Source organism: Paraniabella hibiscisoli, from assembly GCF_022512515.1.
In the GTDB taxonomy this organism is placed as follows: domain Bacteria; phylum Bacteroidota; class Bacteroidia; order Chitinophagales; family Chitinophagaceae; genus Niabella; species Niabella hibiscisoli.
Genome location: NZ_JAKWBK010000001.1, coordinates 248,147 through 269,791 on the forward strand (window position 1 = coordinate 248,147; position 21,645 = coordinate 269,791).

General features: G+C 40.7%; 33 protein-coding genes and 1 pseudogene. 9 read left to right on the top strand and 25 right to left on the bottom strand.

The features are described from left to right. Positions 1-30 precede the first annotated feature (30 nt). The 3 genes from MKP07_RS01565 to MKP07_RS01575 form a co-directional block, all read right to left on the bottom strand. Positions 31-354: a hypothetical protein gene (locus tag MKP07_RS01565; protein WP_240844691.1), complete on the bottom strand. Its 324-nt coding sequence runs from the start codon at positions 352-354 to the stop codon at positions 31-33. Next, positions 347-1,675, bottom strand: coding sequence for a glycoside hydrolase family 28 protein (locus tag MKP07_RS01570; RefSeq protein WP_240844692.1), 1,329 nt, complete (start codon positions 1,673-1,675; stop codon positions 347-349). The genes MKP07_RS01565 and MKP07_RS01570 overlap by 8 nt, the downstream gene beginning before the upstream one ends. Before the next feature lie 196 nt (positions 1,676-1,871). After that, positions 1,872-2,075: a hypothetical protein gene (locus tag MKP07_RS01575; RefSeq protein ID WP_240844693.1), complete on the bottom strand. Its 204-nt coding sequence runs from the start codon at positions 2,073-2,075 to the stop codon at positions 1,872-1,874. Positions 2,076-2,428: 353 nt separating this feature from the next. On the opposite strand from MKP07_RS01575, the gene MKP07_RS01580 reads away from it, so the two are divergent. Continuing rightward, positions 2,429-3,373: a tetratricopeptide repeat protein gene (locus MKP07_RS01580; RefSeq protein ID WP_240844694.1), complete on the top strand. Its 945-nt coding sequence runs from the start codon at positions 2,429-2,431 to the stop codon at positions 3,371-3,373. Between the two features lie 5 nt (positions 3,374-3,378). Here the strand turns inward: MKP07_RS01580 and MKP07_RS43545 are convergent, their stop codons facing one another. The 4 genes and pseudogenes from MKP07_RS43545 to MKP07_RS01590 all read right to left on the bottom strand — a co-directional run bounded on the left by MKP07_RS43545 (position 3,379) and on the right by MKP07_RS01590 (position 5,866). Beyond that, positions 3,379-3,738 carry a hypothetical protein gene (locus MKP07_RS43545; protein WP_449589528.1) on the bottom strand — a complete coding sequence of 120 codons (360 nt, stop codon included), beginning with the start codon at positions 3,736-3,738 and terminating at the stop codon, positions 3,379-3,381. A gap of 18 nt (positions 3,739-3,756) precedes the next feature. Beyond that, a pseudogene (locus tag MKP07_RS41960) lies at positions 3,757-5,045 on the bottom strand (toprim domain-containing protein); the annotation flags it as partial. An 8-nt stretch (positions 5,046-5,053) separates the two neighbouring features. Further along, positions 5,054-5,356 (bottom strand): ATP-binding protein, encoded by a 303-nt coding sequence (locus tag MKP07_RS43550; RefSeq protein WP_317235755.1) that lies wholly within the window; start codon positions 5,354-5,356, stop codon positions 5,054-5,056. 258 nt (positions 5,357-5,614) lie between these two features. Continuing rightward, positions 5,615-5,866: a hypothetical protein gene (locus tag MKP07_RS01590; RefSeq protein ID WP_240844695.1), complete on the bottom strand. Its 252-nt coding sequence runs from the start codon at positions 5,864-5,866 to the stop codon at positions 5,615-5,617. A 193-nt stretch (positions 5,867-6,059) separates the two neighbouring features. On the opposite strand from MKP07_RS01590, the gene MKP07_RS01595 reads away from it, so the two are divergent. Beyond that, positions 6,060-6,278 carry a PLDc N-terminal domain-containing protein gene (locus tag MKP07_RS01595; protein WP_240844696.1) on the top strand — a complete coding sequence of 73 codons (219 nt, stop codon included), beginning with the start codon at positions 6,060-6,062 and terminating at the stop codon, positions 6,276-6,278. Here the strand turns inward: MKP07_RS01595 and fabZ are convergent. From fabZ to lpxC, 3 genes are all read right to left on the bottom strand, one after another. After that, positions 6,275-6,649, bottom strand: coding sequence for a 3-hydroxyacyl-ACP dehydratase FabZ (gene fabZ, locus MKP07_RS01600; RefSeq protein ID WP_240844697.1), 375 nt, complete (start codon positions 6,647-6,649; stop codon positions 6,275-6,277). The genes MKP07_RS01595 and fabZ overlap by 4 nt on opposite strands. Beyond that, positions 6,634-6,876, bottom strand: coding sequence for a UDP-3-O-acyl-N-acetylglucosamine deacetylase (locus tag MKP07_RS01605; protein ID WP_394803525.1), 243 nt, complete (start codon positions 6,874-6,876; stop codon positions 6,634-6,636). Before MKP07_RS01605 ends, fabZ begins: the two co-directional genes overlap by 16 nt. Positions 6,877-6,944: 68 nt before the next feature. Then, positions 6,945-7,676 (bottom strand): UDP-3-O-acyl-N-acetylglucosamine deacetylase, encoded by a 732-nt coding sequence (lpxC, locus tag MKP07_RS01610; protein ID WP_240844698.1) that lies wholly within the window; start codon positions 7,674-7,676, stop codon positions 6,945-6,947. Positions 7,677-8,018: 342 nt separating this feature from the next. Between lpxC and MKP07_RS01615 the strand changes: the two genes are divergently transcribed. From MKP07_RS01615 to MKP07_RS01630, 4 genes are read left to right on the top strand one after another with little or no spacing between them, the layout of a single operon-like run. Then, positions 8,019-8,354 carry a hypothetical protein gene (locus tag MKP07_RS01615; RefSeq protein WP_240844699.1) on the top strand — a complete coding sequence of 112 codons (336 nt, stop codon included), beginning with the start codon at positions 8,019-8,021 and terminating at the stop codon, positions 8,352-8,354. Then, complete coding sequence (locus MKP07_RS01620) at positions 8,344-8,817, top strand: hypothetical protein (protein WP_240844700.1); 474 nt, start codon at positions 8,344-8,346, stop codon at positions 8,815-8,817. The genes MKP07_RS01615 and MKP07_RS01620 overlap by 11 nt, the downstream gene beginning before the upstream one ends. Further along, entirely contained in the window at positions 8,793-8,957 is a 165-nt protein-coding gene (locus MKP07_RS01625; protein WP_240844701.1) for a hypothetical protein, read from the top strand. The genes MKP07_RS01620 and MKP07_RS01625 overlap by 25 nt, the downstream gene beginning before the upstream one ends. A 47-nt stretch (positions 8,958-9,004) precedes the next feature. Further along, positions 9,005-9,334: a hypothetical protein gene (locus MKP07_RS01630; protein WP_394803611.1), complete on the top strand. Its 330-nt coding sequence runs from the start codon at positions 9,005-9,007 to the stop codon at positions 9,332-9,334. 278 nt (positions 9,335-9,612) lie between these two features. Here MKP07_RS01630 and MKP07_RS01635 read toward each other — a convergent pair whose 3' ends face one another. From MKP07_RS01635 to MKP07_RS01645, 4 genes are all read right to left on the bottom strand, one after another. Then, on the bottom strand, positions 9,613-9,780 hold the full coding sequence (locus tag MKP07_RS01635; RefSeq protein ID WP_240844703.1) for a hypothetical protein: 168 nt from the start codon (positions 9,778-9,780) through the stop codon (positions 9,613-9,615). A gap of 161 nt (positions 9,781-9,941) precedes the next feature. Continuing rightward, positions 9,942-10,145 (bottom strand): hypothetical protein, encoded by a 204-nt coding sequence (locus tag MKP07_RS01640; protein WP_240844704.1) that lies wholly within the window; start codon positions 10,143-10,145, stop codon positions 9,942-9,944. Positions 10,146-10,177: 32 nt separating this feature from the next. Continuing rightward, positions 10,178-10,303 (bottom strand): hypothetical protein, encoded by a 126-nt coding sequence (locus MKP07_RS37485; RefSeq protein WP_262919110.1) that lies wholly within the window; start codon positions 10,301-10,303, stop codon positions 10,178-10,180. 18 nt (positions 10,304-10,321) lie between these two features. Further along, positions 10,322-10,882 (bottom strand): RNA polymerase sigma factor, encoded by a 561-nt coding sequence (locus tag MKP07_RS01645; protein ID WP_240844705.1) that lies wholly within the window; start codon positions 10,880-10,882, stop codon positions 10,322-10,324. A gap of 112 nt (positions 10,883-10,994) precedes the next feature. On the opposite strand from MKP07_RS01645, the gene MKP07_RS01650 reads away from it, so the two are divergent. Next, entirely contained in the window at positions 10,995-11,645 is a 651-nt protein-coding gene (locus MKP07_RS01650; protein ID WP_240844706.1) for a C40 family peptidase, read from the top strand. A 120-nt stretch (positions 11,646-11,765) separates the two neighbouring features. On the opposite strand, the gene MKP07_RS01655 is transcribed toward MKP07_RS01650, so the two are convergent. The 10 genes from MKP07_RS01655 to MKP07_RS01700 form a co-directional block, all read right to left on the bottom strand. Continuing rightward, positions 11,766-12,434 (bottom strand): hypothetical protein, encoded by a 669-nt coding sequence (locus MKP07_RS01655; RefSeq protein WP_240844707.1) that lies wholly within the window; start codon positions 12,432-12,434, stop codon positions 11,766-11,768. 266 nt (positions 12,435-12,700) lie between these two features. Then, positions 12,701-13,069 (bottom strand): hypothetical protein, encoded by a 369-nt coding sequence (locus tag MKP07_RS01660; RefSeq protein WP_240844708.1) that lies wholly within the window; start codon positions 13,067-13,069, stop codon positions 12,701-12,703. Positions 13,070-13,175: 106 nt separating this feature from the next. Beyond that, positions 13,176-13,781 carry a hypothetical protein gene (locus tag MKP07_RS01665; RefSeq protein ID WP_240844709.1) on the bottom strand — a complete coding sequence of 202 codons (606 nt, stop codon included), beginning with the start codon at positions 13,779-13,781 and terminating at the stop codon, positions 13,176-13,178. A 151-nt stretch (positions 13,782-13,932) separates the two neighbouring features. Further along, on the bottom strand, positions 13,933-14,475 hold the full coding sequence (locus MKP07_RS01670) for an inorganic diphosphatase (RefSeq protein WP_114792064.1): 543 nt from the start codon (positions 14,473-14,475) through the stop codon (positions 13,933-13,935). 63 nt (positions 14,476-14,538) lie between these two features. Beyond that, the gene (locus MKP07_RS01675) at positions 14,539-14,940 is read right to left on the bottom strand and encodes a hypothetical protein (RefSeq protein ID WP_240844710.1); all 402 of its coding nucleotides are present in this window, start codon (positions 14,938-14,940) and stop codon (positions 14,539-14,541) included. A 5-nt stretch (positions 14,941-14,945) separates the two neighbouring features. Beyond that, complete coding sequence (locus MKP07_RS01680; RefSeq protein WP_240844711.1) at positions 14,946-15,368, bottom strand: hypothetical protein; 423 nt, start codon at positions 15,366-15,368, stop codon at positions 14,946-14,948. Further along, a complete protein-coding gene (locus MKP07_RS01685; RefSeq protein ID WP_240844712.1) occupies positions 15,365-15,520 on the bottom strand; it encodes a hypothetical protein in 156 nt (51 codons plus the stop codon). The genes MKP07_RS01680 and MKP07_RS01685 overlap by 4 nt, the downstream gene beginning before the upstream one ends. Positions 15,521-15,624: 104 nt before the next feature. Beyond that, a complete protein-coding gene (locus MKP07_RS01690) occupies positions 15,625-17,535 on the bottom strand; it encodes a phosphoenolpyruvate carboxylase (RefSeq protein WP_317235927.1) in 1,911 nt (636 codons plus the stop codon). Between the two features lie 16 nt (positions 17,536-17,551). Then, positions 17,552-17,851, bottom strand: a complete 300-nt coding sequence (locus MKP07_RS01695) for a phosphoenolpyruvate carboxylase (protein ID WP_262919111.1) — start codon at positions 17,849-17,851, stop codon at positions 17,552-17,554. Positions 17,852-17,859: 8 nt separating this feature from the next. Next, the gene (locus MKP07_RS01700) at positions 17,860-18,210 is read right to left on the bottom strand and encodes a hypothetical protein (protein ID WP_240844713.1); all 351 of its coding nucleotides are present in this window, start codon (positions 18,208-18,210) and stop codon (positions 17,860-17,862) included. 736 nt (positions 18,211-18,946) lie between these two features. On the opposite strand from MKP07_RS01700, the gene MKP07_RS37490 reads away from it, so the two are divergent. Both MKP07_RS37490 and MKP07_RS01705 read left to right on the top strand, forming a co-directional pair. Then, on the top strand, positions 18,947-19,072 hold the full coding sequence (locus MKP07_RS37490) for a hypothetical protein (RefSeq protein WP_262919112.1): 126 nt from the start codon (positions 18,947-18,949) through the stop codon (positions 19,070-19,072). Positions 19,073-20,032: 960 nt separating this feature from the next. After that, positions 20,033-20,284: a hypothetical protein gene (locus MKP07_RS01705; protein ID WP_240844714.1), complete on the top strand. Its 252-nt coding sequence runs from the start codon at positions 20,033-20,035 to the stop codon at positions 20,282-20,284. A 77-nt stretch (positions 20,285-20,361) separates the two neighbouring features. Here the strand turns inward: MKP07_RS01705 and MKP07_RS01710 are convergent, their stop codons facing one another. Then, positions 20,362-21,624 carry an aminotransferase class I/II-fold pyridoxal phosphate-dependent enzyme gene (locus tag MKP07_RS01710; RefSeq protein WP_240844715.1) on the bottom strand — a complete coding sequence of 421 codons (1,263 nt, stop codon included), beginning with the start codon at positions 21,622-21,624 and terminating at the stop codon, positions 20,362-20,364. Positions 21,625-21,645: the final 21 nt, after the last annotated feature.

Consider the following 21,645-nt stretch of genomic DNA (forward strand, 5'->3'; position numbering starts at 1 on the left):
ATGATCAGACGAGATAACAGTTAAATAAATTTATTTGATCTGCACCGAACTTTCACCGGCGCCTAATTCAGCTTTTGCTTTTACTTTGGTATTGCTGTAATTGGTTTGTTGTACCAATACAGATTTTGTTCTGTCACCGGCTACGCGTATCAGCAGGTCGGTTCCTTTCGTATAATCGAGCCCTTTTACAGAAATGTTATCGCTGTTAATAATATCGATAACAGGGTCTGTTTTTTTAGTAAATACTTTTACGTTGTTCAGGGTAATATTGCTGGCCTCCTGTATATCAACACCTATATCAGATTGAAATACCGAATTTTCTATTTTAATGTTTTTTACATGCATCTCAGGCAATCCCCTGATGAAAATGGCTTTTTCGCGCCATTGCAGTAAATATTGCTGATATTAATGTTCCTAAACTGTGGAGTGGTTTCATCAACCGGTAACATCTGCACTTTGGGTAGCTCTCTTTTTCGCCTTCCATTGGTACAGGATCGTTACCCATATAATACATGTCAAATAATACCGCATCGCCAGGAATATCTTTCATATAAATGTCTTTAATAAAGATATTCTCTACAATACCGCCGCGGCCCCGGGTTGTTTTAAAACGAAGTCCAATATCTGAACCAACAAACGTGCAATTGCTTACATAGATATTTTTAGCGCCACCGCTCATTTCACTTCCTACCACGAAACCACCATGAGAAGCATAAACCGTGCAGCCCCTAATGATCACATCCTGCGTAGGCATCGCGCGGGCACGGCCATCAGCATCGCGACCGCTTTTAATACAAAGACCATCATCACCAACGTCAAAAACACTGTTTTCAATTAATACATTACGGCAGCTTTCAAGATCGATGCCGTCTCCGTTTTGTGCATACCAGGGATTTTTTACCTGTATATTTCTTACCGTAATGTTGCTGCTCATTAAAGGATGCAGGTTCCAGGCCGGTGAGTTTTGAAAAGTAACACCCTCCAGTAATATCTTATCACATTTAGTTAATACCAGCAGGTTAGGACGCAGAAAGTCTTTGATAGATTGATAGTGCGCTTCATCTCTGTCAGGAGTTATCCTTCCCGGATCTTTCATGTCCTGTCCTTTGGCAAATCCCTCAGAAGGCATCCACAAACGGCCGTCTTTAGAAACGATGCCACCGGAGGCTACCAGTTTTTTCCATTGAGACTCGGTGAGCTTATCTTTTTTAACCATACGCCATCCATCGCCATTACCATCAACAATGCCCTTACCGGTAATAGCTATATTGGTAGCATTTTCTGCTGAGATAGGTGATTGATTACGCATCTGGTCATATCCTTCCCAGTTGGCTTTTACCAGCGGATATTGTGTTTTATCTTTTGTAAACAATAATGTAGCACCCACAGCCAGGTTTAAGTTAACATTGCTTTTGAGCACAATTGGCCCTGTTAACCACAAACCCGAAGGAACCTGAACAACCCCTCCTCCTTTTTTGCTGCAGTCGTCAATAGCATTTTGAATGAAACGTGTATTCAACTGATGGCCATCCGGAACGGCGCCATATTTTGTAATATTATACGTAACTGCTTTAAACTTCGCTTCAGCAACTTTTGGTAGAATCCAGTTTGTTTGAGCAAAAACGGTTAATGAACCAATAACAAGCAATAACGATAAAACAACATTTTTATACATCTGCAATCTATTAGAACGTACAAGGTACTCACAATCCCTTTTGCCGAAACAATAAGCCAGTACTTTATTTACGCAAACGTTATCGGTTACAGGCATTTAGTAAAAAAGAACATCCCTTTTAAAAAAACTACATCAGGTATAAATTAAAAACCCGGCAAACAAGTTGCCGGGTCAATATATTGTTTAACACTGGGTATTACCAATCTTGTTTTGCAAGACCCGCTTTAATAGCAGCCAATGCTTTTTCTTCTCCCAAAAGGGCTGTTAACTTGCTGCCTTTGCCATCGTGGCCTTTGGCAATGTACCCACCTTTCGCAGTTCTTGAGATCACGGCTTCCTGGATCGGTACATTCTTTTCTTTGGTTTTTACATTGTAAGCTGTAAGGGTTACATCTGCCATAGCTATTATTTTTTGATTAAGAAAAATTGAAATTAAGGGTTTTACTTAGAACTGAAGGCAATTATTCGATGAAACAGCATTTTTATAACTAAATAATTAGTTATATTTGTCTTATAAATTTTTGTTTATTGCCTATAAATTATAAAAGAAAATATGAAAAACCTTGCTATTCTATGGATGATGCTAATAACATTTAAAGGAAATAGTTCTTTAGCACAAGCAGTATATGATCGTGCTCAATTTCAACAATTTATTCAAAACCAAGAGTATAGCCAGGCCGTTCAGCTCCTGAAAAAGCTTCTCCACCGGGCTTCGATAAAGAATACTACCTCAATTTAGGATATGCCTATTTTATGAACGATGAGGAAAAGAGTGCGCTGCCTGTTTATCAGGCGGTTTATCAGCAAGACCCGTCAGATGGGCCGGCAAATTTATACCTGGCTATTATTTACCAGAGATTGAAGAAATACGCCTATGCACTTGGACATTACAAAAATCTTACGGTTTTGCAGCCAGCGCAATATAAGTACTGGTTTTATGCATCAACTATTTACAATGCACTGGATGAAAGAGATTCTGCATTTGCTTATAATGAGAAAGCTTATTTGCTAAATCCCCGGGCGGCCAATGTAGTATTACGGTATTCAAGTGGTCTGGCCTACAAAAAGGAGCAAAAAAGAGCTGTCGCAGTCATTGATAGTTTTTTACTCAGTGACTCAACTAATGAGGAGGTTGTGGCCCGGAAAATAAACTATAGTGCAAGGGAAAATAAATACAAGGAAGTTATCTTTTGGGGAGAACGATTGCTAAAGGACTCAGCAATACAACCATCTGCCTACATTAGCCTGGCTTACGCTTATCTGAATACAAAAAAACTAGACCAATGCCTGGCTCTTTGTGATTGGCTGGAGCTACAGGGAATGAAGAGTGAACCAACCACTTATTGTGCAGCTTTGTGTTACGCGCAGAAAAAGGACTTTGCCAGGAGTAACCTTTTGCTGGATGAATGCCTGAAGCAAAACCTGCTGGAGGAAGCTAAAACTTATTTTAGAAGCAAGGCCGACAACTACGAAAAAACTAAAGAATATAAAAAAGCTATCGCACAATACGATAGCTCCTATTATATTTTTCAAAACCCTTATGACCTGTATTACAAAGCCCGGGTATATGATGTTAACCTGAATAATAAAACACAGGCTTCTGTTTTTTACAAAAAATTCATTGCAGAAAAACAGAAGCCTGAAGGCCCAACTGAAGAAAAATTATTCAATTACATTAAGGAATACATTAAACCTTAATACTATTAGATATCCAGTTTAGCGTATTTAGCATTGGTTTCGATAAACTCACGTCGGGGTGCTACCTCATCTCCCATCAGCATACTAAATACCCTGTCTGCTTCAGCAGCACTTTCAATGGTAACCTGTTTTAAGGTACGGCGATCCGGATCCATAGTAGTTTCCCAAAGCTGCTCTGCATTCATCTCTCCCAAACCTTTATATCGCTGTATGTTTACAGATTCTTCTTTACCTGCACCTAACCTTAGCACCAATGCCTTGCGTTGCTCCTCATTATAAGCATAAGCCGATTCTTTTCCTTTCTTTACAAGATATAATGGTGGCTGGGCCAGGTATACATATCCCTGCTCTACCAATTCTTTCATGTAGCGGTAAACAAAGGTCAGAATCAATGTGGCAATGTGGCTACCGTCCACATCGGCATCCGTCATAATGATCAGCTTATGATAACGGAGTTTGGCAAGGTTTAAAGCTTTAGGATCGTCTGGCGTACCTACAGTAACACCCAATGCTGTATAAATATTACGGATCTCTTCATTTTCGTAAATTTTATGCTCCATCGCTTTTTCTACGTTCAGGATCTTACCTCGCAAAGGAAGAATAGCCTGGAAAGACCGGTCACGGCCCGATTTTGCCGTACCGCCTGCCGAGTCTCCTTCCACCAGGTATAGTTCGCAACGCTCCGGATCACGATCAGAACAGTCGGCCAGCTTACCGGGTAAGCCGCCTCCGCTTAGAACCGATTTTCGTTGAACCAGGTCGCGTGCTTTCCTTGCGGCCGCTCTCGCCTGGGCTGCAAGAATTACTTTATTGATGATGTTTTTGGCATCCTTTGGATTTTCTTCCAGGAAGACTTCTAAAGCACGGGCCAGGGTAGTTTGTACTACACCGCTTACCTCGCTGTTACCCAGCTTGGTTTTTGTTTGTCCTTCAAACTGAGGTTCCGGAACCTTCACAGAAATAATAGCACTCAAACCTTCGCGAAAATCATCCCCTTCAATGCTAACTTTTGCTCTCTCAAACAACCATTCTTATCACCATAGGTTTTAAACACCCGGGTCAGGGCCTGCCTGAATCCGGTAACGTGCGTACCTCCTTCGATGGTGTTGATATTATTTACGTAAGAATAAATATGCTCACTGTAAGAATCATTATAGGTAAGGGCTACATCTACAGCCACATTAGTGCCCGCATCATGCCCCTCAACCGTGATCACACTAGGTATCAGCGCCTTGCGCCCCGCAGCCTGGTCCAGCATTTCTACAAACTCAGTAATGCCTCCCTCGCTGTAAAATACTTCTGAAAGAACCTCGCCGTTATCGTTCTTTTCCCGTAAATCGGTCAGTGATATACGGATGCCTCTGTTCAGATAAGACAGCTCTCGCAGGCGTCCTTTGAGAATATCAAACTTATATTCGGTAACCGTAAAAATGGAATCGTCCGGCCAGAAATGCTGATGAGTTCCTGTTTTATCCGATACGCCAATTTCCCGAACAGTGTATTGAGGTATACCAATATGGTACTCCTGCTCAAATACCTTACCCTCCCGGTGAACAGTGGTGATCATCTTGGTGCTTAAGGCATTAACGCAACTCACACCTACACCATGCAAACCTCCGGAAACCTTATAGCTGTCTTTATCAAACTTTCCGCCGGCATGCAACACGGTCATTACTATTTCTAAAGCCGACTTGTTCTCTTTTTATTGATACCGGTTGGAATACCCCGGCCATCATCCTGTACAGAAATGGAGTTATCTTCATGAATGAAAACTTCAATGTTCTTACAATGGCCGGCAAGGGCTTCATCGATAGAGTTATCAACCACCTCATACACCAGGTGATGCAGGCCTTTAATCCCAATATCTCCAATATACATCGCCGGGCGCTTACGCACCGCTTCCAAGCCTTCTAAAACCTGTATACTATCGGCACCATAAACGGGTTTTTCTACTGCTACTGCTTCGTTTATTTCTTCGCTCATAAATATTTAAAAATGTATAAGATACAATAAGAATAGTCCTCTTTTTACCAAGAACCGATTCAAGCATCTCATCAGGCTAAAATCAATAATAGATTACACAATAATTGATGCCCGTAAGGCAACGGACAAATTTACGAAAAAATGAGCGTTTATTGGGCTTTAAATTGAAATGTGAATAGTTGGTGAACTTCGTGCGTGGCAGCTATTTTAACAACCCAATATGGCTGCTAAATACCTGTTTTTCAGGCAATAAAATTTCTAGTTCTGCTTATTGAAAGTGAGGGGATCAACATTAGGTAATGCGGGATGAAACTTTTTTATGGTAAAAGACTGCGCATTGTCGGAAAAAGTGATTTTGTATGGTACATTTTTGGCGCCTCCGGTTGACAGATCCGATAAGTAAATTGAATCGCCTGTGCTATTAAGCCGATACATAAAGAAGTAACCGGTTGAGGCGACATGGAGCGTAAGATTGGGCAGGTTCTCCTCTCCGGCAGGTGGCGCACTCACTACTATAGATGCGGCCTTTGCACTGCTTTCTATCCAGTTGCCCTGGAACCTCCCGTTTACACTGTCATCCGTTTTGTCTTTTTACAGGACACTGCAATTAAAGCAATCATTACAAAAACTAACAGGCTTATACGTTTAAGGATCATGATAGTATTTATTTTCGAATATTGAACTAAATTAGCTAAAAAACCGAATGGCTACACTTGGAACAAACGAACTGATTATCATAGCGGTTATCGCAATTATGTTTTTAATACCTCTTTTTGCTTTGATAGATATTTTACGCAACCAATTTAAAGATAGCTCCAATAAAATTATCTGGGCGCTGATTGTACTGTTCTTTCCTATTTTAGGTGGAATTCTTTACTTTCTCTTTGGAGTAAAGCAAAAAGTATCCAAAATTGATTTTTAACGCTTCACAATCTGAGCCACCAGGTCGGCCTCACAGCAAACTTTGTTACCAACATAGGTCGTTCCCTTCATCTCACAAATGCCTCTTCTTATGGGCGCAGTTAGTTCCATTTTAAGGATGAGCGTATCGCCAGGCTTCACCATATTCTTAAACTTGCAATTGTCTATTTTCAGGAAATAAGTATCATATTGACCTTCAGGACTCAAATTGATGGCCAGCATGCCTCCGCATTGTGCCAGCGCCTCAATCTGAAGTACGCCAGGAAATACCGGGTTTTGCGGAAAATGTCCCTGAAAAAACCATTCGTTGAAAGTCACATTCTTTATGCCCACAATTTTCTCATCCGTTAAATCAATTACCTTATCAACCAATAAAAAAGGAAACCGATGAGGTAAGGTTTTTCGATATGCTGAATATCGTAAACAGCCGGCATTGTAGGATCATAGCTAGGTACGTCTTTGATGTGCTTATTGGCTTTGATGTGTTTTTTGATCACTTTTGCAAATGCCACATTAGAGCTATGCCCCGGACGATTGGCAATAACCCTTCCCTTTACCGGGTAGCCGATCAGCGCTAAATCGCCTACTATATCGAGCAATTTGTGCCTGGCCGGCTCGTTAGGGAACCGGAGCTCCAGGTTATTTAGGTAGCCTTCGCTTTTAACTTCTATATCGTCTTTTTTGAATATTTTTTCAGCCGGTCCAATTCCGCACTACCTACGGGTTTATCAACCACAACAATTGCATTATTGACATCTCCTCCTTTAATCAGGTTGTGATCCAATAACATTTCCAACTCATGTAAAAAGCAAAACGTACGACAGGATGAGATCTTATCCTTAAAATCTCTCATACTTTTCAGCTCTGCATGCTGCGTTCCCAAAACCGGGGAATTAAAGTCGATCAAAGTCGTTATCTGGTACTCACGCGCAGGCATAATCACCATTTCTACCCTTTTATCTTCGTCTGTAAGGTACAGATTCTCATCTATCGAATACCAGGCTTTGGCCGCATTTTGCTCCTCCACTCCCGCTTCTTCAATAATTTCTATGTAAGGCATAGAGCTGCCATCCATGATGGGCACTTCCGGACCATTTATCTCGATCAGGCAATTGTCAATACCCATGCCTACTAAAGCCGCCAACAGGTGCTCCACTGTACTTACTTTGGCACCATTGGCTTCCAATGTAGTACCCCGACTGGTATCAGTAACCAGATCGCAATCGGCCTTGATAACGGGTTTATTAGGCAAATCAACCCTTTGAAACTGGAATCCGAAACCTGCATTGGCGGGCTTCAGCGTTACATCAGCCAGTATACCGGTATGTAAACCTGTGCCACTTATGCTTACTGACTTCTTTAACGTATGTTGTTTATCAGGATTGAAATTATTACTCATAGTCATTATTGAATTTGGCAAATATAATAATCTTGCCACATCTGTCATATTTTATAGTTCAATAGCGCTAAAATCGCCTAAGTCAACACCCTGGCTCAGGCTCCGGCCCTCTTTATTATCGATTACGATGTTTGCGTTCTGATAACAACCTCCTGCCAAAAATAGTTGTACATTCCCTTGTATATTTACGCTTTTGGCAGGAATAAGCTTTGATAAAACTTGTAGTTTCTCTGCATAATTTTGAGCCTGATAATTACATTAACCCGATTGGAATTTTGACATTATGAGTATTGAACTGAAAAATATAAAAGCGCCCTTTTTATAGGTGTTGCAGGCGCTGGCATGAGCGCCATAGCCCAGTATTTACAAGGTACGGGCATGAAGGTAAGCGGCAGTGACCGTTTTTTTAATGAAGGAAAAGCCGGTGACATCCGGACCAAACTGGAGGTTGAAGGTATACAGTGTTACCTGCAGGATGGAAGCGGTATTACAGCAGAAACAGACCTGGTAGTTGCTTCTACCGCCATTGAGGATACAGTAGTAGAAATAAAAAAGCCCGGGAACTGGGCATTCCGATTATTAAAAGATCTGAACTATTGGCCCTTATTGCTGCCAGTAAAAAACTATTGCGGTAGGTGGCACCAGTGGCAAAAGCACGACTACTGCAATGTTGTTTGATATACTAACCTTTGCCGGGCTTTCTCCATCTATTATCAGTGGAGCCGGGCTGGTAAGCCTTATTAAAAAAGGTAAGATCGGGAACGCTTTTGTTGGGAATAGTGAGTGGCTGGTAATAGAAGCCGATGAAAGTGATGGTTCTATTGTTCAATATCATCCCAAAATCGGGCTATTGCTCAATATCGAAAAGGATCACAAAGAACTGGACGAATTAATGCAGGTTTTTGAAACTTTTAAAAATAACAGCGAGTTCTTTATCGTTAATCAATCTAACGAACATTCGAGGAAACTCTCTTCCCACCTGGTGAATGATTTTGAAATTGAAGGTGAAAACAGGGGGCGGGCTTCTTTGCTACCGGTTTCCAGCAAAAGGGTTTTAAAATTTCTTTTGATATTGAAGCTCAACATTTCGACCTTAATGTTGCGGGCCGCCACAATATGGAGAATGCGGTGGCAGCCGTAACAGTGGCTGTGCAAGCTGGTGTTCCGTTGAAAGTTGCCAGCGAGGCGCTGGAAAAATACGAAGGAATTTATCGCCGCTGCCAGGTTTTGGGTAACAAAAATGGCGTATGGGTGGTAGATGACTTCGCGCACAACCGGTAAAATGCGCCGCGGCTATTAAAAGTTGCCAGCCAGTTGCAGACAAAGTTATTGCCTGGTTTCAGCCGCACGGATACACACCTACCAAATTTCTCCGAAGCGATTTTGTTAAAGAGATCTCCGAAGCCCTTAGACCTCAGGATGAAATATGGATGAGCGAAATATTTTATGCAGGGGGCACCACTACCAAAGATATTTCGGCCAATGATCTTATCAACGATATTAAAGCACTAGGTAAAAACGCTTATTTCGTAGAAGATCGCAGCCAACTGCTTGACAACATAAAACCGCACCTACAGGATGGCGATGTATTGCTGCTCATGGGAGCGCGGGATCCTTCGCTGGAACAGTTTTCTAAAGAAATATTTGAGGGGCTTTAAACCGCCATTGCGGGCTGCTCGCGCTTTTGCGGGTGGCCCAATAAATAGTAACAAAGTACCATTAACAAGCCTTTTTTGCTTCTGCTGTAGGATTCTCCAGGTCGAGACTGCAAACAGTGAGGGGTTCCCGGGCATCTTCAGCTATGATTTCTACTTCTTTATTATTGAGGAAATTGAGGTAGTACTTTTTACCGTCGATTAGGATAAACTCCCTGCTACCTTCTTTTTCAGCTTTCCAAGATTAGTTCCGTACTCGTTTTCAAGTACGATCTTGTTTTTTAAAAGACCCTTATTTCTACATTTAAAATGCCTTTTTCTCCATCTTCAGACTCGATATACACTTTATCTGATTGCCCCTGATAAGCAAGGGTCAATAATTTACGTCCATTGCTCCACAAGCTAAAGGCAGTATGCCCCAGGTTGCTTGTTATAGTCTTCCACTGCATAATTTTCGATTTTTGCACCCCAAAGGTGGCAATTAAAATTAGCTTTTGGAGCCAGTTAACATTAAATTAATATTGAAAAAGGGCAGTTTATGCGTAAAAAACTACTTGTTATCACCAATTGAAAAAAGGCACAATTTTAGTGTTGCAACTTTATTCTGGTCTTATGGATTGATTTTCCGGTGTAAATAAATGTATACCAGTATAATGATGATCAAAAAGATAATGATCGAAAAATAAAGGGTCCAATTGGTTTTCAGCTTCATCTTGTCCCGCAGCTCATTTTTCTTCGAGACACGTTTTTTAAGATCCCTGTTTAAGCCATCTACCATCAACTCCAGCTTTGCCTGATCCTTCAGCTCCTGCAATCCGTCTAATGCATCGCTCTCAAAAGCATCGTCTATTGCTTTTTTTCAAGATCATGCTTTTCTGCCTGTGCCAGTTCATCTTTCAGGTACTTTAATAGCTGATCCTGGCTCGTAGTGCCGCCTGCATCGGATAATATGTCTTTTAAATCATCTTGCATTGGTTGAATCAGCTGCTTTCATTTTTTCTGGATACTGAGCTTCAGATTCCTCTTCCCGTTCTGAATATGACTCTTCACTTTTAACATCGGGTAGCCCGTGTTCTCGCTTATTTCCTGGTAACTTTTTTTCTTCAGATAAAACAAAGTTACACATTTGTATTGCTCTTCATTAAGGTCCTGTAAGGCTTCCTGTAGCATTTCGTCACTTACAGTGAGAGAGCCGGCATCCGATAAAACATCAGCATCTTCCGTCACCTGGCTATTGGTATCATTAAGCTCTATCAGACCTTTCCCCTTTTTATCCCGTAATATGGTAAGACATTGATTTTTGGCTACCATGTATAACCAGCTTTTGAAGTAATCGATCTTGTATTTCCCGGCCTCCTGTATTACTTTTAAAAAGACCTGCTGTACACAATCACGTGCATCATTCTCATCCTTCAAATACTTCATACAAACACCCAGCAATAACAAAGTGTAGCGCTGCAATAAAATGCCCAGCCACTCATTATTCTGAGTTTGCCAGAAACGCTGCAACAGCTCTTTATCGTTAACATCCTGGTATTTGTCTTTCCCCACCGGCTAAAGTTATAACGTAAAGATGCAAACCCGACCCAATTCCATAAGTTTTTGCAGATATATTGGTCTGGCACTCCCAAAAGATCAATCAGGAGCCTTTATATTTACATATATGAAGGCCGTATATGCAATCGTTACCGTACCCGCAGCTCCTGTACGCAAGAGCCCCAATCACAGAAGGGAAATGAGCAACCAATTGTTCTTTGGAGAAACGGTACAAATTACAGCGAGCAAAGATGACCAATGGCTGAAAGTAAAAAGCCTCTACGATGGTTACACCGGGTGGTTAACACCCCATCTTGTTACAGTTATTGACCAGGATACGGCCATGCAGGAGTCTTCGTTCCTGGCGTCACAATTTCTTACCCCCATTGAGTTTGATGACCAGATTATGCAGATACCGTTGGGGGCTACCCTGCCGGGGTTCAAAAATGGTAAAGGAGTAATAGCCAGGATGCCCTATCGCTGTTTGTCGAAACCTATCAACACCGCTACGATTAAAGACCCTAAAAATCGATTACTGGAAAATGCACATCTGTGGCTGAATGCGCCGTATTTATGGGGAGGTAAAACCATATTGGGTGTGGATTGCAGCGGCTTTGCGCAGACCCAATACAAATTGGCAGGGCTACCTATACCAAGAGATGCCTGGGAGCAAGCCTTAAAAGGTGAGCCCGTAACCTCATTAAAAAGGCACAACCTGGCGATCTTGCTTTTTCGAAGACAGGGAAAAGATCGTGCATGTAGGGATTTTACTGGATAGCAAGACGATCATACATGCCGCAGGAAAAGTGCGTATTGATACCATCGACCCCAGGGGTATAATCAATAGAGATACCGGTATTCGTACCCATCGGCTGAAGCTGATAAAAAGATTTATGCATTAGTACTTGCGCCAGTTCTCCAGATCATTAAACTGATCTGAGCTGCGTCCGGGATAATGTCCCAGAGGATATGCATAATCGTTAATGACTATAAAATAGCATTGAAGCTTCAGTTGTATCTCACCGGAATTGGTGAGTGGGTTCCAGCTCAGCTCCATGGCTTTGAAAAGCGTCAGGTTTTTAAACCAAAACTTTATCACATCTTCATCCTCTACAATATCCCGTTTTCGTAACACGGTCTTTTTACTATTTACATAAAGCCGGCGCATACGGTTTGAGATCAACCAGATTTCATTCATAACTTTCGCCCTGACATACTTTGAATCGGTAAAAACCCCTGTTATTTCGTAAGCATATACAGGCACCTGCCTTGAATAATAGGTAATCAGGCCTTCGTTGCGCAAACCTACTTTTATACTGTTGGCATTAATGCCAAAGGGGTTAAATATCTTGTAATTCCCGGAGATATCCAGACTGCTTCCATTTTCACTCCGGTTGAATTCTTTATTTAAAAGAGAGCGGTCGTTCTTCAGCGAATTATAAAAGATGGGGAAAGCCCCTTCAAAAGGATCGACCCGGAAATAGTCATTCACCAGTTTTACAAAATCTGCCTGGGAGAAAGCAGACCCGGTAGTCATACATAATATCAAAACGATAAAAGCCTTCATTTTAGATAGATAATGTTATTTGACATTCTGTTTCCAGGTCAACAGATCGTATTGCTCGTCCACCCCTCTTCCAGGATAATGACCAAGCGGGTAGGCTCTGTTATCGATTACGGCCAAACATATACCAACACTTACTTCAATCTCATTTGACACCTGCAATATCTGCCAGTTAAGGTAACAGGAGGCCTGGTTTTTATAACCTGAGAAGAAAAATTTTCTGTTGTCTCCATTGTCATCCAGCGTTCTTCGTTGTAGAGGCTTCGGCTCTACTCCTGTAAAAAATCAGCGGTGTATAATCTTCGAAAACGGTTTACCATTTGCCAATAGTCTTTTCTTATTTTTCTCCTCCCGATAGGACTATCCGGAAAACGGGCTACCAACTGATAAATGTACATAGGGGTTGATACGCCAAAATAGTGGCGAAGGCCGATACTCCTGATATGCATTTCTACATTGTTGGCATTTAGGCTAAACGGGTTAAAAACTTTGTAGGTCCCTGAGATAGAATAATTGGAATAATTATCTGTCAGTTCTTTCTTTTGCAGCAATTGTTTATCATAAGACAACGCCTTTGTAAAGGTTGAGAATTTTGCATCAAATGGATTTACCCGAAAATAGTCTCCTGCAAATTTCACGATTGCCTCCTGCCCTCTTGAGACCACCGATATTAAAAGAAAAAAGATACGGTTAGTATTTTACCCATAATTACGCAGTTGATTATTTCAATATATAAGTATCCAATTACCAGACGCGTCGAAACGTGTTCTTATGGTTAACCGGGTAAGCGTAATTATTAACCTGCTCTAATCTTAAAATAATGGTCAATCCCAGCTGCTTTGTCTTCGCAAGCGTTTGCCAGCTCACGATTACCGGTTCCAGGGGAGACCCAGAATCGTTAAAAGTGGTTATCTCGCCATCTTCGATATTATTATATCCTTTCAGGTTTTGTCGCTGCGTATCATACAGGTCTTTTCGAAACTTTTTAACCAACTTCCTGTAATCTTTTACTACAGCCTTCCGGGCTAACTCGGTGTCGGGAAAGTAAGACGTTAACTGATAGGTATAAAAAGTAAAAAGTGACCGGCTTTTTGCCCGGTAAACATTTTCGTAGAAAAGCATGTCTACCTTGTTCGCATTAATGCTGTATGGATTGAAAACATCATACTCGCCTTTTACAAAGTAGCCTGTTGTATCAGTTTGCCTGTAAATCTCCTTTTTCAACAAAGACGGGTCTTTTGTTAAAGCATCAACAAAGGAAGAAAAATTGCCCTTAAAAGGATCAACACGATAATACTCTTTGACGGTTCGTGTAAAATTGGTCTGGGCCACTATAAAAGAGGCCGGCAACAATAGAAGGATGGCAAAAAATATTTAAGCATATCTGGATTGTTAGCTGTTGGATACGGACGTGCTTATAAATAAAAAGGTTGCATTGGGCTTAAATTATCAGTTAGCAGCTATTAAAAAGGACCTGCAAGCAGGTCCTTCGTTTATTTTATTATTTTCTATATTTTTCTTTGTAGTAGTCTATCGCCTCCGTTACAATGGGAAGCGCAGTTTCTTTATCCTGGAAGGTATCGATCACCACTTTTTTATCCTCCAGTACTTTGTACTGCTCAAAAAAGTTGCGCATTTCCAGTAAAAAGTGCTGAGGCAGCTCATCAATATTGTCATACTGTCTAACAGAAGGGTCGTTGAGTGCTACCGCAATAATTTTATCATCGCGTTCACCACTATCAATCATCTGCATGTTACCAATTACCTTGGCCTGCACCAGGCAAAGGGAGCGGATCGTTTGCGAACATAGAACCAGGATATCTAACGGATCCATATCCTGCCCCAGGGTTTGAGGAATAAAACCGTAGTTTACCGGATAATGGAAAGAAGAATAAATAACCCTGTCTAACTTTAGTAATCCTGTTTCTTTATCGATTTCATACTTAGATCTTGAGCCTTCAGGAATTTCTATGATCGCATTAACATACTCGGGAGCATTTGCGCCGTAACTTACACCATGCCATGGATGTTGTATAGTTGACATAAGGTTCTATTGATTTTTGAAAATTATTTAAAAGTCTGCAAAAATATGCTTTTAACGGTAGTTCTATTCATGGTCAAACAGGTATTTAAAATCTACCAGCCATTTGCCTTCTTTTTTGACCACTTTTAATGTATCCTGGTTTTCTTTATGAAAAGAATTGGAATAAATGATAATACTTGTAGAATCATTAACCAGTTTGCGGCTATGAATATTAATGCTGGCATCCCAAAGGCCTTGTTTTTCATCTGACGATAGCTCCATACGCGACACCGCATCCAGCCGCTCATCATTTAACGAATCATGGAGCATAAAATCTGCAGCCCGGTCATACTTGCCTTTTAAAGCCGCCTGCACAAATCCTCTTGCCGCGTCCAGATCATTTTCGGCGGAGTCCTGTTCACTGCCACTTTTACATCCGGCAAGCAACAACATTGCCATAACTCCTATTAGTCCAATAAACTTCATAACTACTATTTTAGATCGTCTAATTTTTTCTGAATTTCATCCAGCATTTTAGGGTCCATATTTTTCAACACGCTATCGGCCATCTTCATTCCCTTTTGTATTTCCTCGCTGTTCATATTAATAGAATCCTTGATCTCTTCGCCCTGATTCTGCACGCTTTTCATTCCCATTCGCATTAATGTGCCCATGGTAAAATCCACTTTCCAGCCGTTGCTTTGCTTCAGCAGCTTGAATTCAGCATCGGGTCTTTGCTCAGTTTTACTCTTAACTACGATAAAAGCAGAATCGCCCATCACTCTTGCCGGCTCAATAATGACATCCTGGAAATCTTTCATGGGATCTGACTGAGGCAGGGAATCTTTCATCTTTTCAGCCATATCCAGGCCCTTTTTCATCATTTGCATGGTAGGCTTACTATCAGAAGTCACATATTTGCTCGCCCCATCAATATCTTTTTTGCCAGGTGCTCAAAAAACTCCTGTAATACAGCATTGGGATCATTGCTGGTAACACTGCTGCAGGATAATAACAAAACAGCAACTACCAGGCAATAGGTTAATGTATTCACTATATTTCTCATAGTTTCTTTTTTGGAAACAAATGTAAGCAGGAGTTTCTATATAAAAGATTAATAAAAAAAACCGGAGCTCGCATGAACCCCGGTTTCTATCTTATTTAATTAATTTAAGCTGAGTTACGCCCAGCATTAATGATACCAAAAGAACAGCGCATTACCAGTTTTCCGTAGGTGTCTTTTAAACCTTCGTTATCTTCTCCGTTCGCATCTAACGCGCGTATTTTCGACATAGCATACTGCTGGATCGTTAGCAGCGGTAACACAATTCTTTCCCGCATGGATATGGAAAGTTTATCAACCGGGTAATTACCCATCAACTCCTCGTTACCCGAAAGCTTTAAAATGTACCCAAGGGTGAGCTGATACTCCTCGTAGATCATGTTCCAGAGTTCGCCGTAGGTTTCGTCCTGGGACATGTACGCCGTTAAAGGAAAATAGGATTTAGACATCGCCATTTCACAATTATCGATAAGTGTTTTGAAGAACAACGATTCATCATATAATTTCTTCACATCTTCAAAACGACCGATATATTCCATTTTTTTAAGCGCAGACCCTACGCCGAAAAAGCCGGGCACGTTCTGTTTCAACTGGCTCCAGGCACCGGCAAACGGTATTGCGCGAAGATCTTTTAACGAAATACCGCCTTGTGTTTTACCACGTTTAGCCGGACGACTACCGATATTGGTTTCGCTATAAAAACGAAGCGGACTTATTTCGTATAAATAGCTGGCTAATAAGGGGTGCTCTTTCAGCTTTTTATATTCATCAAAACCGTAAGAAGAAAGTTCCTGTAATAATTCTTCCTGCTTTCCTGTTAAAGGGGCATGACGATCTACATGTATGTTATTGGTAATACCTGCATTCAGCAACTGCTCCAGGTTGTATTGCGCAGAATCGATGATACCGAAATTGGAACTAATGGTTTGCCCCTGTATGGTTAACTGTATCTCCCTGTTAGAAATATTGTTACCCATAGATGCATAAAACTTATGGGTTTTACCACCGCCTCTTGACGGAGGACCGCCTCTGCCATCGAAGAAGATCACTTCGAAACCATAATACCGGGTAATACGGGTAAGTTCTTCTTTTGCACGGTATATACTCCAATTCGCCATTAAATAACCGCCATCCTTAGTACCATCGCTAAATCCCAGCATAATTGTTTGGGTATTTTTACGACGTTTCAAATGCTCTTTATAAGCCGGAATGCTATACAGGGTTTTCATAATTTCGCCTGCATTACCCAGGTCATCTATCGTTTCAAATAAAGGGACGATATCTACATTAATGTCATCATTGGCAAAGCCCTGCATTTTAAATAGGGCAAATACCTCAATAATATTTAAGGTGCTGTTACACTGACTGATGATATAGCGGTTACAGCCAGCTTCACCATTATACTCCTGTATGGTTTTTACCGCCATTGGTATCTGGGCTGTATCGGCTGCTACTTCATCTTCGAAAATACCTGGATCTACCACCCCATTTATCTGAAGCAAGGCTTTTATTTTTTCAGTCTCGGAGAGCTCTGTATAATTGCCTGGAATAATACCATCTGATTTGTCGGCTACTGTTTCAAACAGTTTTTGGTGTATTGTACTTTCCTGCCTTATATCTAAAGATGCAAAGTACAAACCGAACAAGTCTATTTTATTAATAAGGCTCTGCACCTGAGAAGTAAACAAAGAGTTGTGCTTCTCTTCCAGTATTGCCTTTACAGTTACAAGGGTGTCCTTGATTTCCTGGGTGGTGATATTTATTTTAAAGCCAGGTACAAATACATTATCATACAACTTCAGTTCAAGCGCGGCAATGGGCTCTTCCACTCCTGGGAAAGTAAGTCTGCGTTTTAGGCGACGGATATCCAGGTAGTAGCACTTTAGAATAGCGCCACGCAAAGCATCGGCCACTTTTAAAGTAGTGTCGCACTTTACAAAAGGATTTCCATCGCGGTCTCCCCCGGCCAGAAACCCATTTGCAGCACAGGGTTCAGGTCCGTTACTGCGTCGGGGAATTGGCTTTTCAGTTCATTCACAATTCTTCCCGCAGCCGTATAAAAACATTCTCAAGGAACCAAACCAGGCTGATAGCTTCATCAAAGGGCGTTGGCTTTTTCTTATTTAAGAATGGTGTTTTACCCAGCTGCTGGAGGTAAGTATTAATTTCTATAGAGTCATTCCTAATAAGCGCGCTGCTTAAATCGTGAATAATACCTAACACAGACCCAGGATAAAACTGAGTAGGGTGCGCGGTTAATACCAGGCGTACACAGAAAGTCTTAAGTATCTCAGCCAGTGAGTCCTCATTATTGTTCTGCACCACATCGCTCATCACCTGCTTTAGGGTGCGGCACCGCTAAGATCGTGCGTATTTTTATAAGAGGCGTCTTCCAATGCATCAAACAACACTACCTGCCGCTCTACATATTGAGTAAACCTGAACAGGAGATCCAGCTTCTCCTTCTCGGTAATTAAGCTGGTATGCTTATTAAAAAAATCATTGATAATATCAATGGGGCTTTGAGCTTTCCCATAACCTTCTTCACAAATACTTGAAAAAAGAGACAGCAGTATACCAGTCTTTTCCATCTTATGAAAAGGTAGAGAGGTAAAGAGACTGTTGTAAAGCTGGAATCTGGTTCCAACCTCTGTCCTGAAGTGATGTAAGCTCCTGCTAACAGCAATATCCATTATTCTTAAATTATATTTTTCCTTTTATTCTTCAACAGCAGGCAATAAAGCCGTTAAGATAATATTTTTAGATAGATGAGGGCAATTTTTTGCTGTTTAGCAAGTATAAAAGGTCTTATATACTCAAGTGATTTCGTAAAAGAACGCTTCAGATTAGTAATAAGCAGGAACAATTTTTCATGTGATCAAAAGGCTTTATTTTTGGGCTCTTCATAATCGTGCATACCGGTTGGTTGCTAACTTTTACGCTATAACCTACCTCATTTAGAGACTATTTCAAGCCCTTGGGCATCATTCAATTTAAAAAAGCAAACAATTGAATATCAGACAAATAAATAACCATTCTTAAATTTCAGCTTCCTAAAAAGTGCTAAACATTGGTTTCTACCAGGCTTTGAGGCTTGCTATCTTTGTGTCATCATTACATAATCGAATACAAACTACCGGTATAGATTATAAGAGCTCAACACCAACTTTCGCTTGTCTCGTTTTGTTTGCCGCCCGGCGATTAAGGTCCATATTGACGAGAAATAATTTTGAAGACTTTAAAAAAAGGAGACAATTATGAAAACAGTTCTTTTAAAAGCAAAGCAAATAGCCTTTCAATTAGGGGTATTATTTGCAAACACTTTGACAACCCATTCGGTGTCAAACAAACAAAGCAAATGGCTTCCCAGATAATGGTAACCCATTTTTAAACAGTGATCAATTTTAAAAACATATAAAACTTTATACGATGAAAACATATTTTTCTACAACAAAAACTTTCGCATTTGCATTAGTAACTCTTTTTGCAACCTCTTTCACTGCGCCTGCATTTGCGGCCGAAGAAGATGAGAAAAAGCAGAGATCAGCTATGTAGGTAATGTTAACGACTTACCTGTTTACAGGCTGTCTTTAAACAACAAGGCTAATGAGATCTTCTTTGTAGCAGTTACCGACAATGATGGTAATGTTATCTACAATGAAAAAGTAAGCGGCGCTAAAATCGTTCGTAACTATCAGTTTGATGCTGATTTGTACAGCGAGTATGATCTTACTTTTACTATCTCTAACTTAAAAGGTAAAACTGTTAGTGTTTACAATGTAAGCAAAAGCAAAAAAGTTATTAACGAAGTAGCGGTTAATAAAGTAAAATAATTTATACAAATTATTCCCTATAGAAAATGGCTTCTGCAAATGCAGAAGCCATTTTTTTGCTGTCCGGCCTTGGTGCTTCTAAATAGCGATACTTAAAATCACTCCTTGGGTATCATACAGCAACAAATAACAACTAGCTAGTAATCATAACATTACACAAACAAATACTCTTCTTGCCTTCTGAAATCGCTCCATAAGATGGTTATACTGCTATTTGCAAGCATATTACCTTTGCACTCCCAATTACAAATCCATACACCAAGTCAAGTTAATTGGGCAAACACTATTTCGATTAAATCTTTGATACTTGTACCTGGGCGCTCCCGCTAAAATGGTCAAGTTTATAAAAGCAGAGGTTTTGCAGAAATCATTTCAACTAAAAAAAGTTTGGTTTTTACCTGCTTCAGTTGAACCATATACCCGGCTGATAAAGCTGACTCACTTAAGATGATCCGGACCATTGCAGGTGACAGAGAAGCTATCGGCGGTATACATTATTTAACAATAAAAAACTCATTCAAATGAAATCGTATTTATCAAAAAAAAAGTTGTTATCCTGGCTTTACTGGCTATTGTAGGAACTACCTTAGCTGCATCTGCCTTAACAGCAAAATTCAACGACAACAGCAATAAGGCGGGCATTAGCTATCTTGGCGTACAGGACAATCTATCTGTATACAGGTTGGCACTGAAAAACAGTACTAACGAAACCTACTTCATTTCGATCAGCAATATAGAAGGCGATGTTATCTTCTGTGATGAAGTAAGTGGAAAGGCTATTGTGCGTAATTACCAGTTTGATAACAAAATTTACAACACAGACGACAGTCTTACGTTTACTGTATCTGATTTAAAAGGTAAAACTGTAGCTACCTACAAGGTAGACAGGGCTCAGAAAACAGCCTATGCTGTTGATACAACAAACGGGAAATAATTGTTCCCCGGTTTTTTAAAAGCATAAAAAATACCCCTCGGATATCGTGGGGTATTTTTTATAAATAGTTCAACAATTTATTTCCTTTCGTCTGCCATATCAGGAATAGCATTCACTTTATAGCTGCCGGCATCTAGCTTTTCTTTAACCGCAGTAAATGCCTCCAAGGTGAGTTGTATATCTTCATCGGTATGTACAGCTGTTGGTATGAGCCTGTAAATAATGTGGCCGCGAGGTATTACCGGATAAACGACGATAGAGCAGAAAATTTTAAAGTTTTCACGCAGATCCATTACCATGGCGGTTGCTTCTTCTACGCCTCCGTTCATATAAATCGGGGTAACTACCGAGTCTGTTTTTCCAATATCAAATCCTCTCTCTTTTAATCCCTGCTGTAATTTTAAAGCATTTTCCCAAAGTTTATCCTTTAATGCAGGTTGACTTTTCAGGAGTTCGAGACGCTTTAAATTACCGATCACCAACGGCATGGGCAGGCTTTTAGCAAAGATCTGGCTGCGGATATTATAACGGATGTAATCGATGATCTTTCTTTCACCGGCAATAAATGCTCCTATAGAAGCCATTGACTTGGCAAAAGTAGAAAAATAAAGATCTATCTGGTCCTGAACGCCTTGCTCTTCACCTGCGCCGGCGCCGGTTTTTCCGAGCGTACCAAAACCATGCGCGTCATCTACCAGAAGCCTGAAATCATATTTATTTTTAAACGCTGCGATCTCTTTTAATTTGCCCTGGTCTCCCGCCATACCAAATACGCCTTCGGTTACCAGCAATATGCCTCCTGCCTTTTGCCTTTCAATTAAAGAAGTAGCTCTTTGCAATTGCTTTTCAAGATCTTCCAAATCATTATGCTTAAAAACATACCGATGACCGGCATGCATACGCAGTCCATCTATGATACAAGCATGGCTTTCCGCATCATATACAATCACATCGTGACGGCTACATAGTACATCTATAAGGCTTGACATTCCCTGGTAACCGAAATTCACCAGTATGGAATCTTCTTTCTGTACAAACGCAGCCAACTCCGCCTCCAACTGTTCATGATGATTACTATTACCACTCATCATGCGCGCACCCATAGGTAGCGCCAAACCAAAATCTTTAGCACCATCGGCATCAGCCTGCCTGACTTCGGGGTGATTAGCCAGACCCAGGTAGTTATTCAAACTCCATACTATCATATCCTTACCACGGAACTTCATCCTGTTACCTATTTCGCCTTCCAGCTTTGGAAATGCAAAATATCCATGTGCTCTTTCGCGATGCTGTCCCAGGGGGCCGTAATTTTTCAGTAATCTTTCGAAAATATCTGCCATATACTACAATGTAATTTAATA